General features: G+C 66.1%; 14 protein-coding genes and 1 tRNA gene. 8 read left to right on the forward strand and 7 right to left on the reverse strand.

Features of this window, described 5'->3' with window-relative positions:
• Positions 1–10: 10 nt before the first annotated feature.
• Positions 11–610 carry a chloramphenicol phosphotransferase CPT family protein gene (locus MSZK_RS23985; RefSeq protein ID WP_199203462.1) on the reverse strand — a complete coding sequence of 200 codons (600 nt, stop codon included), beginning with the start codon at positions 608–610 and terminating at the stop codon, positions 11–13.
• Positions 611–777: 167 nt separating this feature from the next.
• Between MSZK_RS23985 and MSZK_RS32150 the strand changes: the two genes are divergently transcribed.
• The 4 genes from MSZK_RS32150 to MSZK_RS33215 are packed head-to-tail and all read left to right on the forward strand — an operon-like array spanning position 778 to position 3,245.
• Positions 778–1,065 (forward strand): hypothetical protein, encoded by a 288-nt coding sequence (locus MSZK_RS32150; RefSeq protein ID WP_142389995.1) that lies wholly within the window; start codon positions 778–780, stop codon positions 1,063–1,065.
• 35 nt (positions 1,066–1,100) lie between these two features.
• Complete coding sequence (locus MSZK_RS23990) at positions 1,101–2,207, forward strand: hypothetical protein (RefSeq protein ID WP_233211491.1); 1,107 nt, start codon at positions 1,101–1,103, stop codon at positions 2,205–2,207.
• 13 nt (positions 2,208–2,220) lie between these two features.
• Positions 2,221–2,841, forward strand: coding sequence for a hypothetical protein (locus MSZK_RS33210; protein WP_233211492.1), 621 nt, complete (start codon positions 2,221–2,223; stop codon positions 2,839–2,841).
• Positions 2,838–3,245 carry a hypothetical protein gene (locus MSZK_RS33215; protein WP_233211493.1) on the forward strand — a complete coding sequence of 136 codons (408 nt, stop codon included), beginning with the start codon at positions 2,838–2,840 and terminating at the stop codon, positions 3,243–3,245. The genes MSZK_RS33210 and MSZK_RS33215 overlap by 4 nt, the downstream gene beginning before the upstream one ends.
• Positions 3,246–3,440: 195 nt before the next feature.
• Here MSZK_RS33215 and MSZK_RS24000 read toward each other — a convergent pair whose 3' ends face one another.
• From MSZK_RS24000 to MSZK_RS24010, 3 genes are all read right to left on the reverse strand, one after another.
• Positions 3,441–5,081, reverse strand: a complete 1,641-nt coding sequence (locus MSZK_RS24000; protein WP_142389996.1) for a hypothetical protein — start codon at positions 5,079–5,081, stop codon at positions 3,441–3,443.
• 336 nt (positions 5,082–5,417) lie between these two features.
• Positions 5,418–5,615, reverse strand: coding sequence for a hypothetical protein (locus tag MSZK_RS24005; RefSeq protein ID WP_142389997.1), 198 nt, complete (start codon positions 5,613–5,615; stop codon positions 5,418–5,420).
• Between the two features lie 166 nt (positions 5,616–5,781).
• Positions 5,782–5,855: transfer RNA gene (locus MSZK_RS24010), tRNA-Met, on the reverse strand.
• Positions 5,856–5,992: 137 nt separating this feature from the next.
• Between MSZK_RS24010 and MSZK_RS24015 the strand changes: the two genes are divergently transcribed.
• Positions 5,993–6,625, forward strand: coding sequence for a hypothetical protein (locus MSZK_RS24015; protein WP_142389998.1), 633 nt, complete (start codon positions 5,993–5,995; stop codon positions 6,623–6,625).
• Here MSZK_RS24015 and MSZK_RS24020 read toward each other — a convergent pair.
• The 3 genes from MSZK_RS24020 to MSZK_RS24030 all read right to left on the reverse strand — a co-directional run bounded on the left by MSZK_RS24020 (position 6,622) and on the right by MSZK_RS24030 (position 11,678).
• The gene (locus MSZK_RS24020; protein WP_099251040.1) at positions 6,622–7,533 is read right to left on the reverse strand and encodes a ribonuclease Z; all 912 of its coding nucleotides are present in this window, start codon (positions 7,531–7,533) and stop codon (positions 6,622–6,624) included. The genes MSZK_RS24015 and MSZK_RS24020 overlap by 4 nt on opposite strands.
• Before the next feature lie 20 nt (positions 7,534–7,553).
• Positions 7,554–10,556, reverse strand: coding sequence for a UPF0182 family protein (locus MSZK_RS24025; RefSeq protein WP_099251041.1), 3,003 nt, complete (start codon positions 10,554–10,556; stop codon positions 7,554–7,556).
• A gap of 99 nt (positions 10,557–10,655) precedes the next feature.
• A complete protein-coding gene (locus MSZK_RS24030; RefSeq protein WP_099251042.1) occupies positions 10,656–11,678 on the reverse strand; it encodes a PDZ domain-containing protein in 1,023 nt (340 codons plus the stop codon).
• Between the two features lie 132 nt (positions 11,679–11,810).
• Between MSZK_RS24030 and MSZK_RS24035 the strand changes: the two genes are divergently transcribed.
• The 3 genes from MSZK_RS24035 to MSZK_RS24045 all read left to right on the forward strand — a co-directional run bounded on the left by MSZK_RS24035 (position 11,811) and on the right by MSZK_RS24045 (position 15,411).
• Positions 11,811–13,172, forward strand: coding sequence for a zinc-dependent metalloprotease (locus tag MSZK_RS24035; protein WP_099251043.1), 1,362 nt, complete (start codon positions 11,811–11,813; stop codon positions 13,170–13,172).
• Positions 13,173–13,237: 65 nt separating this feature from the next.
• A complete protein-coding gene (locus tag MSZK_RS24040) occupies positions 13,238–14,041 on the forward strand; it encodes a TOMM precursor leader peptide-binding protein (RefSeq protein ID WP_099251068.1) in 804 nt (267 codons plus the stop codon).
• Entirely contained in the window at positions 14,035–15,411 is a 1,377-nt protein-coding gene (locus MSZK_RS24045) for an AarF/ABC1/UbiB kinase family protein (protein WP_099251044.1), read from the forward strand. Before MSZK_RS24040 ends, MSZK_RS24045 begins: the two co-directional genes overlap by 7 nt.
• Positions 15,412–15,421 lie beyond the last annotated feature (10 nt).

Consider the following 15,421-nt stretch of genomic DNA (forward strand, 5'->3'; position numbering starts at 1 on the left):
CTACGGAAAGTCACGACGTGACGGTGCCGTCCCCTGAATCTGCCACGCCCCGCAGAGTGTCGAAGGCGCGGACGGCCGGCGGCGGATGCCGGAGCAGGTAGCCGCGGATTCGCGCCGAACACTCCTCAACGGATTCGATGCTGGTGTCGACCTCGACGTCGTAGGTTGCGTGGGCGTGGACACGCGCGAGCTGGTCGACGGCGGAGCCGGGCACTCGATCGCCACGTGCCGCTTCGCGGCGCTCCAGCTCGCCCCGATCGCAGTGGACCCCGACACAGACCACGTCGATGCCGACTGTCACCGTCAGTAGATCGGCCAGTCGCCACGGTTCGCTCAAGACATGATCCATCACGATGTCGTTGCCCGCCATCGCCATTCCGGCAACTGCACGATGGAATCCGGCTCGGGTGCGGCGCAGCACCGCACTCAGGGCGTCGGCATCGAGTTCGTGGGTCCGGGCTTCTGAGCGCATCGCCCCGAACATGTCGACGCTCATGTGGAACCACGGGCTCGGGAAGTCAGCCAACAGCTGTCGAGCGATCGTGGACTTACCCGAACTGGTGACACCGTTGAGCAGGATCACCTGCCCCGGTGCCGGAGGTTCTGCCACTCCACCATGGTGCACCGCGCGGCTGGCCTCACGGCCGGCAGCAGCTCCACTGGCTCGTCGATGTCGAAGTCGCGCGGGCCGACCGCCAGCCCAACGCAGTAAACCCGACGTCATGGCCGTCGACGCGTGAATACCGGAGCCGCGGGAGCCGCTCATATACTCGCGTCGTGGACGCCATGAACGTCGACCCGATCGCACTCCGAGCGCTCGCCGCGACCTGCCAGGGCTGGTCCGCTCAGTTGGCAGCAACGTCAGCGCCGGGCTCGTCAGCCATAGCGTCGCAGGCGAGCGCGGCAGCGCTTGCCGCCGTGCACGCAGATACTCGGCTCGCATCGGCTAGTTTCTCGGCGCGGATGCAGTCGACCGCCGCCAAGGTGGTAGCACGCTGCGCCGAATACTCCTCAAACGACGAGGCGTCTGCGTCGCGTCTGACCACCCTGGCCGCGGACCTGTAGTGCCTCCGAGCGGCCCGATTCCTACGCTTTCCGCGGTGCGCGGATGGGATACCACTCATCTCACCGAAGCCGCGAGCCACTGGACGAAGACCGCCACCATATGGGAAGACACCTTCACGCAGCTCTCGCAATCGATCAACAACCCTGGCGGAACGCCGTGGCTTGGCCACGCTGCCGACGCAGCCCAGCACCGCGCGTATACCGACCGACTGGCGGTCATCCGCGCCGCCGATCAGTTGCACAGCGCGTCAGCGGCCGCACGTACGGGAGCTGACGAGATCCGCTCGGCCAAGGAGGCAGCACTTTCGGCGGTGGAGCGTGCGGAACAAGCCGGTTTTGCTGTCGGAGAAGACTTCTCAATTCGCAGTCGCAAGACTGGCAGTCCCGCCATGTTGGCTGCCCGGCAGGCGCAAGTAGTGACACTCGGCGCCGACATTCGTGCTCGTGTTAGCGAGCTCATTGCCGCTGACCAACATGCTGCCGGCAAGATCGCAGCGGCAGCGGAGGGGCTCGACGGCGTCAATTTCACCGATCGCGATGCCACGCCGGAAATCCAGAAGCCATCGATTCAAATGGTCGATAACCATGAAGGTCGGGACCAATCACCTCAACCACCAGCGCGAGGCTTACCCCCCGAGGGTGTGCAACCACCGGTCGAAGGCCCGCTCACACCGGGACCCGCCAGCCGCCCCAGCGAAGCTGGGAAGGGCGGCCAAAGCCTATGGGACAAGGACGGCGGGGAGTGGCGCTACTTCCCCGGGGACAAATGGCACAACCCGCACTGGGATTACAACGGACACGCGAACCCAAAATCGCCATGGGACAACATCCCCATCGATGACCTGCCGCCCCGGATTGTTGAGGCACCGCCGATTATCTCTGGCTTGCCGCCATGGCTGCTGAGCCCCGCAACGCCTGGGGTTCCCGGGCAACCACAGAACCCTCTTTTGACGCCGTTCCCTGGTGCAACGATGCCCAGCCCCGCGCCCGCTCCTGCCCCGGCCCCTGGAGCGGGACTCATGCCGCACATTGAGATTGGTGCTCCCAGCTCGGGCGATCTGCAAACCGCCAGCGGTGAAACGGCGATGGTCGGCGGTGGCGCCCTACTGTTGTTGATCATCGGAGCGATGGCACTGGCATGAGTAGTGACTCGCGATGAACTTCTCCTTTGGAACCAACACGGCGTCGTCATTGGCGGAGGTGCTAGCGGGATGTGTTGGGGACGTCGAACTTGTCCCACCGGAACATTTGCCACTGTGGCTGCCGGATCTCGGTGTACCCCGCCTATGGGTAGCGACCGCCCCCAACGGAACTGTCACGCGAATGCTGCTGCGTGGAATTCGCAGCGAAGAACGCTGGGACGCTTGCGAAGTCATCAATCTGTACCGAATCGCGGGAGCCATTCCCGCGCCTCTTGTGCATGAACAAATCGCTCGAACATTACGCGACAGCGGCGCACGGGCGATCCAGAGCCATCGTGTCGACGTTGCGGCGCAGTACAACGTCGTCGCTGCACAAGCCGCCGGGTTGCTCTCGATCAAAGACGGCGTCCTGCGCTGTCAATACACCGATTTCGCTGTGAACACCGCATCCGGCGGCGCACTCATCGAGCAGATAATTCTTGTTGCAGGCAAAGCATTTCCGCTCCTGGAAAATGAGCTGACAGCTCTTTCTACCGAGTTGCAACGTGCACTACTAGCCAGCATCGATCGAGCGTCCCCATCCGACGCACGATCTCAGATACCTACGAGTCGGCCCAGCCAGGGAGAGCCATGAGCGTCGTGCGCGTCAACTTCCTTCCAGAGTTCCACTTCGGTGACGACGCAGTGCTCCTAACCGTCGACGGCGACGGCCTCAAGACCTTCATGTCGGCCTTGGAACAGGCAATGCGCACTGACTCATCGCAGCTTCTCCACGACGGCGTCGAGCACCAGTTCCACATCGAACCCGGCACAGCAAGCGCCGAGCTAAGTCCCGGGCGGGTGGTGTGGCGTCTCGACGCGGCCAAAGCGGCTGAGATCGCCGACGACTTGGCTGCGCTGAGCGCCCCACGTGACGGTGGCAAGACAGCCGGCCATTTCTACGTCGACATGACCACACCCGCGGACACTCTTGTCATATCCCGGGACGAGTACACCGACATCACCTATCCGTGGGTGTCGCCACCGCAGACACTTTGATTACGAACAGCCGCGGAAGCATAAGGGCCGTTCTCGCTAGTAACCGGGAACAGGATTCGAACTTGCGACCTCTGGGCTACGAGCCGTCATCTCGATAGTTTGCTACATCCGTTAAGTCTCACTGGCGCAGGCAAAGGCTATTGACATTCCGGACCGTTTCAGGGCGACTCGGTATCTTGGCGTCGGTCAAGATACTCACAGCTGAAAGCTATGGGCCTTGCCACTTGCGCGACGCTTTACGGCAGGGCGTCCGACGCCCAAGTAGTTCACCTGCGCCACCCGCACATCGGCTCGGATTGCGGAGACATACATAACCTTTGACAGCGCAGCCACGCCCTCGTCTCCGCTCCGAGCCCGGGCAGCACGACCTGCACGGTCAGAGGCGTCCATCGGCCGGTCGAGATGCGGCACGAGGACGCGCAACCCGCTTCCGGTCTCTAACGGCTCTTGCCACGCCAGAGGCCGACCAAATTTCGCGACCGCGATGAGGAACTTTTCGTCAAACAGGTCGGAGCCTGGTGATGAACACCCAATGAGAAAGCGGGCGTAAAGAGCGTGTTCAGGATAGTGGTCGTCACCCTCATATCTGTCGTCAGTGATGGGTGTGCCGTCCGTCTCGCGGCCGACAAGTCGACGCAACTTGGGAGTGCCAGGATCCCTGCCGCCAAGAGTGAAGACTGAAATCGGGACTTGGTCTGTGCCGATTAGCGCGGTGTGCCAGATGGTCCAGGTACTGAGGTGTACCTCGCTCCAAGCCTTCGCAAGAAAGTCCACAATGAACCCGATAATCGCGTTAGCAGCCGCCGTGATCAGCCCAAGGAGCGGATGGACGAGCGCCAAAGGGATGTGTGCCGCAGCTAGAGCATTGTGAACGCGCTGCTCCGACCGCTTGATCAACGCACCGACGTGGTCCTCCAGTTTGTGGTGCTGGCGCCGCAGCAAACGAGGCATTTTCGTTAAGATCCCCGCCTCGGGTCCTTCAACCAAGTGAAGCGCGTAACCCCATCCCGATAGTCCCGCATCGAGACCCATTGCGTCTCTACCTATTACGCCATAGAACGGTGAGGGGGTCTGCTCAGACAAACTGACCCGGTACCCTCCACCATCCCCTAGCTGCCCGACAGAATCCATGTCATTTCGGACCCGACCCTCGAACGAGGATTCGGCCGACCCGGTGTATGTCAATTCATGCACTCCGAGATGGGTACCTCCCGCAACCCACCGATGGCCACGACGTGCGCAGTAAATAGGAACCCGTCCGCCCAAGACATCCGGCTGCTCTAGCGAGCAAATGGCCGTCCAGCGAGGGACTGCGCCCGCCGCGACAGCCTGCCTCACCTGATCCTGCATCTGGCCGTACTGCGCGCCACCGTTCCGCTTAGCTACGTGTGGTGAATCGACGAACGCCTTGATGATTTTGTCCACGAACGCCATCGGTTGTGGATCGTCCGGTTCAGAGTTAGCGAACCCCTGTAGCACGTCGTCAAAGGCATCAGACATCTGCAGCGCAAACGCCTCAGACGTGAACGGAAGAGCGCCAGTACTCAGAGTCTGCGCAACTTCATCAAATCCACGATCAGACAGGCCGAGAACATCGCCGAGGCCACTCACCAAGGAGGGGACCTCCGCCTCCAGAGCAGCGCGAACGACGTGCTCACCCATCACCATAAGGCCTGCAATGTCTTGGTCGCTGTCGGCAACAACGTCGGCTATTGCCAACCAACCCTCGAGTGGAGGCGCGAATATGGGGACGGAGCCGACTAGGCCGCGCCTTAGGTCGACAGGGTTGGCTGCAGCATCCCGCGCGGCCGCAGGCTCATTTTCACTTACGGTCACCTTGCCTCCTCCAGGACGCTCTTGCCGACTCGGAGGCGCTTTCACCGAAAGTCGAACAGCTTCCTCCGGTATCGCTTCTGCGGAATCCACATCGGCGATGTGCTCATCGAAGCCGCGCGCCCCCAAACTCCAGCCCTCGACTCACGTCAACCAACTACGGAATCGGATGAGCTCCAGTAAGCGTGGTCACCAACATTGATTGAGAGCCTGAGAAATCTCCTGATACGTCAATAGTAGAAGTGCGGATGGTGACCCACACAGGTAATGGACCACTCGAAGTATTCACATGGCATCCGGGGGCTACTCGCAGCCCGATGCTGAACCTAGGCGTCGTCCTCACCCGTTGATGACAGCGGCAAACCGGCAGTCGAGCAAGCCGACCCAGCAACCCGCATCGACACCCACAACCGCGTCCGCACCGACCGCGTCGACCAAACCGGATCCATCACCCTGCGCGTCAACGGCCGCCTGCACCACATCGGCATCGGCCGCCACCACTACCGAACCCGCGTCCTGATCCTGGCCCAAGACCACCACATCACCGTCATCAACGCCGCCACCGGAGAAGTCCTCCGCGACTTCACCCTCGACCCCACCAGGGACTACCAACCCACCGGCGCCCCCAAAGGCCCCAAACGGAAAAAGCCCTGAACCCAAAGTAGGTTCAGAGCTATTCCGATGTCTTGCGACATCACACTAGTAGCGGGGACAGGATTCGAACCTGCGACCTCTGGGTTATGAGCCCAGCGAGCTACCGAGCTGCTCCACCCCGCGTCGGTGAACGCAACGTTACCGGGCGTCGAGCAGAGCTTCCAAATCGGCAGCTCAGAGGCACAATCGCGGGTCAGGTTGGTCACACGAGATGGCTATTGGCTTGCTTCTCGCGGCCAAAGTCGACAGGCTCGATGGAGATGACAAGACAACACGCCACCCGCTGCGCCGCGATCGCGATGATCGCCGCCGTCGCCTTGGGCGCCACCGGCTGCGACAACGAATCCGGTGTCAGCCCAACCAAACCCGCTGCGACGATTCCCGCGCTGCCCGGCGTGTCCACCACCACGACAACAACCAAGCCGGCCGCCGCAGCCGTCGACTACACCCGGCTGCTGCTGCAGGCCGGCGACATCTCCACCACCGGCGACGCCTACGTGGCCGCGCCGCCGACCGCCAACCCCGACAGCCGCCCCGGCGCCGAGGTGCTCTTCGTCAACCAGGAGCAGACCAAGGCCGTCAGCATCCTGCTGGTGGCCCTCGACGACCCCGCCGCCGGCCCGTCCGCACTGGCCGAGGCCCAGGCCGGCCTTGCCAAATCGGTGACGCCCGGCCCGCCGCGGCCCTCCATCGTCGGCACCGGCGGCACCGTGGTCTCCGGCAACTCCCCCGACGCCACCAAGTCGGTGACCGTGCTGCTGTTCACCCAGGGCGCAACCCTGGCCCGCATCGAGTTCGACGGACTACCCGGCCAGCCGGCCGCCGCCGACTTCGTCACCAACGTCGGGCAGAAGCAGGCCATCGCGCTGCGCGTCGGCCTGCCCACCCCCTAACGCCGCGGCGGCACCGGCACCCGCATCAGATCCTGCGCCACCACGATCTCGCCGCTGAACTCCGCGGCCGCTTCCGCCAAGTACCGGTCCGCGGCGTCGGGATAGCGCTGCGAGAAGTGCGTCAGCACCAGCGTGCGCACCCCGCACTCGGCGGCCACCCGGGCCGCCTGCCGAGCCGTCAGGTGCCCGTAGCGCTGCGCCAGATCCTCGTCCTGGGCCAGGAACGTCGCCTCGATCACCAACAGGTCCGCGCCGTCGGCCAGCTCGTACACCCCGTCGCACAGCCGGGTGTCCATCACGAACGCGAACCGCTGGCCCGGCCGCGGCTCGCTGACCTCCGCCACGTCGACCACCCGCTCCCCCACCCGCAGCGACCCGGACCGGTCGAGCTGGCCGACGGCCGGCCCGCTGATCCCGAAGCGCGACAACAACTCCGGCACGAACCGCCGGCCATCGGGCTCGACCAGCCGGTAGCCGAACACCTCGGTCGAATGCTCCAACGCAGCAGCTTCGAGCACGCCGAACGCGCCCCGCGCGACAACGCCACCGGCCGCGATCGGCTCCTCCCGCACGTCGGCGGTGTCGTAGAACACCGACGCATGCCGCAGCCGATCGAAGTACTGCTGACCGGAGGCTGGAAAGTGCGCGACCAGAGGGTGGGCCACCCGGTCCAGCGACGCCCGCTGGATGACACCGGGCACGCCGAGGCAATGGTCACCGTGAAAGTGCGTCAGGCACAACCGGTTCACCGCGCTGGCAGCCACCCCGGCCAGCACCATCTGGCGCTGGGTGCCCTCACCCGGGTCGAACAGCAACCCCTCGTCGTCCCAGCGCAGCAGGTAGCCGTTGTGGTTGCGGTAGCGGGTGGGCACCTGGCTGGCGGTACCGAGCACCACCAACTCACGCATGACCGCTGACCGCTACTCGGCTATTTGGTGGCCTCGTACTTCTTCATCGCATCGTCGAGGCGCTGCAGCGCATCGCCGTACTCGGCGAAGTTGCCGCTGCGTTGCGCTTCCTGCACCGCACCCAGGGCGGTCTCGACATCCTGTAGCGCGGCCGCTTTAGGTCCGGACAGGCTCGTCGGCACGCCCGGGTTTGCGGGCACCGCCGCGATCGGCGTCGGAACTTCCGGTGCGCTGCCCGGCGCCGGGGCGGGCGCTGCCGCCGGCGGGCGACTGCCCGGCGGCTGACCGCCCGGCGGCGTCGCCGGCGCCGGACCGGTGGCCGTCGCTCCCGCTCCCGCACCGAAGATGCCGTCGAGCGCGGTACTCACCGTCGGGCCGTAGCCGACCTTGTCGTTGTACATCATCGCCACCCGGATCAACCGCGGATACGACGACGCCGCGTCACTGCTGCCCGGCGAGGCATACACCGGCGATACATAGATCAGCCCGCCCTGCCCGACCGGCAGGGTCAGCAGATTGCCCCACCGTATTCGGTTCTGATTGTCCCGGCCGATGACGCCGAGATCCTGGCTCACCGCGGTGTCGGTGCTGATCGCGTTGAACGCCAGCTTCGGACCGTTGACCTGACCGGGGATCGTCAGCACCGTGATCCGGCCGTAGGTGTCGGGATCGGAACTCGCGCTGATGTAGGCCGCGAGGAAGTCGCGGCGGAACCGGTTCATCGCACTGGTCAACTGGAACGACGCCGAATTGTCGTTACGCGCCAGATCTTTGGCCACGATGTAGTACGGCGGCTGGTAGCTGCTGGCTGTCGGGTTCGGATCCAGCGGCACGTCCCAGAAATCCGACGTGGAGAAGAACGTCACCGGATCGTCGACGTGATACTTGGCCAGCAGCATGCGCTGCACCTTGAACAGATCCTCCGGATACCGCAGGTGCGCAGCCAGATCCGGGGTGATCTCACTCTTCGGCTTCACCGTGCCCGGGAACACCTTCATCCACGCCTGCAGCACCGGATCGCTCTCGTCCTGGGCATACAGCGTCACGGTGCCGTCATAGGCGTCGACGGTGGCCTTGACCGAGTTACGGATATAGGACACCTGCTTGTCCGGCGCCAACCGGTTGACCGCCACCTCGTTGGAGTCGGCGGTGGCCGACGACAGCGACGTCAACTCCGAGTACGGGTAGTTGTCCAGCGTGGTGTAGCCGTCGATGACCCACACCATCTTCTTGTTCACGATCGCCGGATACACCGTGCTGTCGGTGGTCAGCCAGGGCGCCACCGCCTCGACCCGCTCGGCCGGATCACGGTTGAACAGGATCTTGCTGTTGGAGCCGATCACGTTGGAGAACAAGAAGTTCCGCTCGGCGAACTTGGCGGCGAACACGGTGCGGGCCAGCCAGTTGCCGATCGGCACCCCGCCGCTGCCGGTGTAGGTGTAGTTCTTGGTCTCGGTGTTGGTCTCGTAGTCGTATTCGCGGTCGTTGCCGTTCTTGCCGACGATCGCGTAGTCGGCCGAGGTGTTGGAGATGACCGGACCGAAGTAGACGCGCGGCTGATCCAACGGAGCCGGCCCGGGCGAGACGACGCTGCCGTTGGCGCCGACCACGCTGGCCAGGAACTCCGGGTAGCCGCCGTTCTGGTTGGGATCGTTGGCGATTCCGCGCACCGTGTTGGCCGGCGAGGCGATGAAGCCGTTGCCGTGGGTGTAGACCGTGTGCCGGTTGATCCAGTCCCGCTGGTTGTCGATCAGCCGGTCCGGGTTGAGTTCACGGGCGGCGACGACATAGTCGCGCAGCTCGCCGTCGGGACCCGCGTAACGGTCGATCGACAGCTGGTCGGGGAAGTAATAGAAGTTCTTGCCCTGCTGGAACTGGGTGAACGCCGGGCTGATGATCGTCGGGTCGAGCACCCGGATGTTCGAGGTGGTCGCCCGGTCGGCGGCCACCTGCTGCGCGGTGGTCGGGGCGGTGCCGCTGTAATCCCGATAGGTGACGTGGTCGTTGGTCAGGCCGTAGGCCTGTCTCGTCGCGGCGATACTGCGACTGATGTATTCGCTTTCCTTCTGCGCCGCATTCGGTTTGACACTGATCTGCTCGACGACCAACGGCCAGCCCGCCCCCACGATCAGCGAGCTCAGCAGCAGCAGCACCAGGCCGATCGCCGGAATGCGCAAGTCGCGCAGCACCAGCGCGGAGAACACCGCGGCCGCACAGATCAGCGCGATCGCCATCAGGATCAGCTTGGCCGGCAGCACCGCGTTGATGTCGGTGTAGCCGGCACCGGTGAACGGCTTACCGCCGCGGGTGTGGCTGAGCAGTTCATAGCGGTCGAACCAGTAGGCGACGGCCTTGAGCAGCACCAGCGTGCCGATCAGCGCGACCAGCTGAATCCGGGCCGGGCGGCTGAGCGCGCCGCTGCGACCGGCCAGCCGGATACCGCCGAAGATGTAGTGGCTGACCAGATTCGCCAGGAACGCCAGGAAGACCGCGGCGAACAAGAACGACAAGACCAGTCGGTAGAACGGCAGATCGAAGGCGTAGAACCCGAGGTCCTTACCGAACTGCGGATCGGCGACCCCGAAGTCGCCACCGTGGAGGAACAGCTGGATCGGCGCCCAATAGCTCTGCGCGACGATACCGGCAAAGGCGCCGATGATCGTCGGCACCAAGATGCCGAACAGCTTGAGCCGCGCCATCACCGCGGTGCGGTAGCGCGCCACCGGGTCGTTGGGCCCGGCGGTCGGCACGAACACCGGCCGGGTGCGGTAGGCCAACGCCAGTCCGGCGAAGACGATCGCCCCGAACAGCGCGGCGACCACCAGGAAGACCACGATGCGGGTGATCAACACGGTGGAGAACACCGAGCGGTAGCCCAACTCCCCGAACCACAGCCAGCTCACGTAGGCGTCGACCAACCGGGGGCCCACCAACAACAGCAACACGACCGCCAGCGCAACGCCGATCAGAATCCGGCTGCGCCTCGTCAGCTTCGGCATCCGGGCGCCGGGCCGCATACTCACCTGTCAGGCTCCTGAGTTTTCGGGCGGCCGCGCCGCCGTGGCAGCAATACGGCCCCAACTCTACGCACCACCGTCGCAGTGCTGTTCTGCCTCGACGCGCTAGCAGCTGGGCGGACGCCCGCCGGAGGTCAGGGTGTGCAGCGAGTCGACCGCCCCGGCCAAGGTGTCGACCTTGACCAGCTCCATGGAGTCATCGCGCATCGACTTGGCCTCGTCGCAGTTGTCGGCGGGCACCAGGAACACCGTCGCCCCGGCTTCCTGGGCGGCCAGCATCTTGTGCGTGATGCCCCCGATCGGGCCGACCTTGCCGTCTTCGTTGATCGTTCCGGTGCCCGCCACGAACTTCGAACCGTTGAGGTCACCGGTGGTCAGCTTGTCGATCACGGCCAGGCTGAACATCAGCCCCGCCGACGGCCCGCCGATGTTGGCCAGGTTGAAGTCGATGCTGAACGGCGCCCACGGCGCGTCCAGCACCGCCACCCCCAGATAGCCGTAATCCCGATCGGGATTGGTGCCCAAGGTGATCCGCGCGGTGCCGGCCGGGGCGTTCTTGCGGCGGTAGTCGATGACGATCTCCTGGCCCGGCTTGGTGGCCTTCAACAACCCGGTGAACTCGGCGACGTTGGCCACCTTCGTGCCGTCGACCGCGTCGATGGCGTCACCGGCCTGCAGCTTGCCCGCCGACGGCCCCGGGTCGTTGACCTTCTCCACCCGCACCGCCTCGGGGTATTTCAGATACCCGAGCGCGGCGTATTCGGCGCTGTCCTCGGAACGCTTGAAGTCGGCGTCCTGATCCTTTTCGACGTCCTCCCGCGACTTCTCCGGCGGAAACACCAGATCCCGCGGGACCAGCTGCTCGCGACCCGACACCCACAGCGTCAGCGCCTGCCCCAGCGTCAGCCCGTCGCGCTGGGCGACGGTGGTCATGTTCAGGTGCCCCGAGGTCGGCTGGGTGGGAGTGCCCTCGATGGCCACCACCTGCTTGCCGTCGACCTCGCCGAGCGTGTCGAAGGTCGGCCCCGGGCCCAGCGACACATAGGGCACGGTCACGACCGCCAGCAGCACACCGAAGACGACGATCGGCACGAGCGCCGTCATCAGCGTCAGAATCCGCCTGTTCACGCCGCCAAGAGTAGATCCGGCGGGCAGGAGCGAAGCGACCCGGGGAACAGACGGCGGCCCCCACGTGCCCGGTTCACTGACAGCGTGATCACCAGTTGCCCGCTGTCGGCGCCCGGTGAGTACGGTTGAGACATGGCTGACCTGCCCTTCGGCTTCTCCGCGGGAGACGACCCCGACCGCGACAAGCCGAAAAAGGACCCCAATCCCGGCCCCGGCGACCCCTTCGGCTTCGGCGGCGGCGACTTCAACATGGCCGACCTCGGCCAGATCTTCACCAAGCTCGGCCAGATGTTCAGCGGCGCAGGCAACCCGCTGGGCGGCGGGTCGTCGGGGCCGGTCAACTACGACCTGGCCCGCCAGCTGGCGTCGAGTTCCATCGGTTTCGTCGCGCCCATCCCGTCCGCCACCAGCACCGCGGTCGCCGACGCCGTGCACCTGGCCGACACCTGGCTCGACGGCGCCACCGCGCTGCCCGCCGGTGCCACCAAAACCGTCGCCTGGACCCCCAACGACTGGGTGGACGGCACCCTGGAGACCTGGAAGCGACTGTGCGACCCGATGGCCGAGCAGATCGCATCGGTGTGGGCGTCGTCGCTGCCCGAGGAAGCCAAGGCCATGGCCGGCCCGCTGCTGGCGATGATGACCCAGATGGGCGGCATGGCGTTCGGCTCGCAGCTCGGCCAGGCCCTCGGCAAGCTCTCGAAAGAAGTGCTGACGTCGACCGACATCGGACTGCCGCTGGGCCCCAAGGGGGTCGCCGCGCTGCTGCCCGAGGCCATCGAAGCGCTGTCCGAGGGACTCGAACAGCCCCGCAGCGAGATCCTGACCTTCCTGGCCGCCCGGGAGGCCGCCCACCACCGGTTGTTCAGCCACGTCCCGTGGTTGTCCAGCCAGCTGCTCAATGCCGTCGAGGCGTACGCCAAGGGCATGAAGATCGACATGAGCGGTATCGAAGAGCTGGCCCAGGGCTTCAACCCGGCCGCGCTGGCCGACCCCGCCGCCATGGAGCAGCTGCTCAGCCAGGGCATGTTCGAACCCAAAGCCACCCCCGAACAGACCGCGGCGCTGGAACGGCTGGAAACCCTGCTGGCCCTGATCGAAGGCTGGGTGCAGACCGTGGTCACGGCTGCACTCGGCGACCGCATCCCCGGCACAGCGGCCCTCTCGGAGATGCTGCGCCGCCGCCGGGCCACCGCCGGACCGGCCGAGCAGACCTTTGCCACCCTGGTCGGCCTGGAACTGCGGCCCCGCAAGATGCGGGAAGCCGCCGTGCTGTGGGAGCGGCTGACCGACGCCGTCGGCATCGACGCGCGCGACGCCGTCTGGCAGCACCCCGATCTGCTGCCCAGCTCTGCCGACCTGGACGAGCCGGCCGGGTTCATCGACCGGATCATCGGCGGCGACACCAGCGGCCTGGACATCGACGCTGCGATCGAAGAGTTCCAGAAATCAGAGACGCCCCCCGAGGATCCCGACGGGCCTGTGGATAGCTGAGTCGCGCGGCACACCTGAGGTGCCACAGTCGGCGGGTGAGCCGGCTCTATGCGCTCGACCCGGCGATGCCGGTGCTGCTTCGACCCGACGGCGCGGTGCAGGTGGGCTGGGATCCGCGCCGCGCGGTATTGGTTCAACCACCTGAGGGCACCACCCCGGCGGCGCTGGCCGCGCTGCTGCGCGACATGGCAGTCCCGCTCGGGATCGCCGAGCTGCGCCGCCTGGCCGGTCGGCACGGGGTTCCCGACGTCGACCAATTACTGACGGCACTGGTGAGCCGCGGTGTGGTCCACGACCGCGCCCGCCGGTCGGCGCCGCGGGCCCTGTCGATCCGGGTGCACGGCTGCGGCCCGCTATCGGATCTGCTGGTGGAGGCGCTGCGGCGGTCTGGGGCGCGGATCGCCCAGACCAGCCACGCCAACGCCGCGGTGTCGGCGGCCGGCGCCGACATGGTGGTCCTCAGCGACTATCTGGTCACCGACCCGCGACTGGTCCGCGAGCTGCACACCGCCGGGGTGCCGCACCTGCCGGTGCGGGTGCGCGACGGCGCCGGGCTGGTCGGGCCGCTGGTGATCCCCGGTGTGACGAGCTGCCTGTCCTGCGCCGACCTGCACCGCACCGACCGTGACCGGGCCTGGCCGGCGGTGGCCGCGCAACTGCGCGACGTGATCGGCAACGCCGACCGCCCGACCGTGCTGGCAACCGCCGCGATCGCGTTGGGCCAGCTGCAGCGCATCATCACCGCCGTCCGCGGCCAGGAGGCCGCCGGTGCCCCGCCGGCCACGCTGAACACCACCCTTCAAGTCGATGTCACCAGCAACACCATCTCGGCTCGTCGCTGGTCACGCCATCCCAACTGCCAATGCTGACCATCGGTGGTTGCCAGCAGGGCGGCGTCAGGGATGATGGTGACGTGGCAGACATCAAGCGCGGCCGCGCGGCCCGCAACGTCAAGCTGGCGACCATCCCGGTCGGCTTCGCCGGCAGGGCGGCGCTGGGCTTGGGCAAACGACTGACCGGCAAGTCGAAAGACGAGGTCACCGCCGAGCTGATGGAAAAGGCCGCCAACCAACTGTTCACCGTTCTCGGTGAACTCAAGGGCGGCGCGATGAAGGTGGGCCAGGCGCTGTCGGTGATGGAGGCCGCCATCCCCGAGGAGTTCGGCGAGCCCTACCGCGAGGCCCTGACCAAGCTGCAGAAGGACGCCCCGCCGCTGCCCGCCGCCAAGGTCCACCGGGTGCTCGACGGCCAGCTGGGCACCAAGTGGCGCGACCGTTTCACCTCGTTCGACGACACTCCGGTCGCGTCGGCCAGCATCGGCCAGGTACACAAGGGCGTGTGGTCCGACGGCCGCGAGGTCGCGGTCAAGATCCAGTACCCCGGCGCCGACGAGGCGCTGCGCGCCGACCTGAAGACCATGCAGCGCCTGGTCAGCGTGTTCAAGCAGCTCGCCCCCGGCGCCGACGTCCAGGGCGTGGTCGACGAGCTGATCGAGCGCACCGAGATGGAGCTGGACTACCGGCTCGAGGCCGACAACCAGCGCGCGTTCGCCAAGGCCTACGACGGTCACCCGCATTTCGTGATTCCGCACGTGGTGGCCAGCGCGCCGAAGGTGATGATCACCGAGTGGATCGACGGCGTGCCGATGTCGCACATCATCCGCGACGGCACCGTCGACGAACGCGACCTGTGCGGCACCAGGCTGATCGAGCTCACCTTCGACGCCCCGGCGCGGCTGGGCATGATGCACGGCGACGCGCATCCGGGGAACTTCATGATGCTGCCCGACGGCCGGATGGGTGTCATCGACTTCGGCGCGGTCGGCCCGCTGCCCGACGGGTTGCCGATCGAGATCGGCCAGATCATCCGGCTGGCCCGCGACAAGGACTACGACCGGCTGCTGCCCACCATGGAGAAGGTCGGTTTCATCCAGAAGGGCGAGCAGGTCTCGGCGCACGAAATCGACGACATGCTGCGCCAGTACGTGGAACCGATCGAGGTCGAGGTGTTCCACTACACCCGCCGGTGGCTGCAGAAGATGGCGGCGGCCAACATGAACGTCTCGTCCGAGCAGATCAAGACGGCCCGGGCGATGGACCTGCCGGCCAAACTAGCGATCCCGCTGCGGGTGATCGCGTCGACGGTGGCGATCTCATGTCAGCTCGACGCCCACGTGCCGACGCAGGCGCTGGCCGCGCGGCTGGTCCCGGGATTCGTCGAAGCCGAACCCGTGCACTGAGTCCGGCTTC

It is taken from the genome of Mycobacterium sp. shizuoka-1, from assembly GCF_002723835.1.
Lineage (GTDB): Bacteria > Actinomycetota > Actinomycetes > Mycobacteriales > Mycobacteriaceae > Mycobacterium.

Coding starts and splice junctions, on each gene's coding strand:
- MSZK_RS24040 (WP_099251068.1), top strand. CDS start 13,238: ATGCCGGTGCTGCTTCGACCCGACGGCGCGGTGCAGGTGGGCTGGGAT.
- MSZK_RS24015 (WP_142389998.1), top strand. CDS start 5,993: ATGACAAGACAACACGCCACCCGCTGCGCCGCGATCGCGATGATCGCC.
- MSZK_RS24045 (WP_099251044.1), top strand. CDS start 14,035: ATGCTGACCATCGGTGGTTGCCAGCAGGGCGGCGTCAGGGATGATGGT.
- MSZK_RS24035 (WP_099251043.1), top strand. CDS start 11,811: ATGGCTGACCTGCCCTTCGGCTTCTCCGCGGGAGACGACCCCGACCGC.
- MSZK_RS33210 (WP_233211492.1), top strand. CDS start 2,221: ATGAACTTCTCCTTTGGAACCAACACGGCGTCGTCATTGGCGGAGGTG.
- MSZK_RS24020 (WP_099251040.1), bottom strand. CDS start 7,533: ATGCGTGAGTTGGTGGTGCTCGGTACCGCCAGCCAGGTGCCCACCCGC.
- MSZK_RS33215 (WP_233211493.1), top strand. CDS start 2,838: ATGAGCGTCGTGCGCGTCAACTTCCTTCCAGAGTTCCACTTCGGTGAC.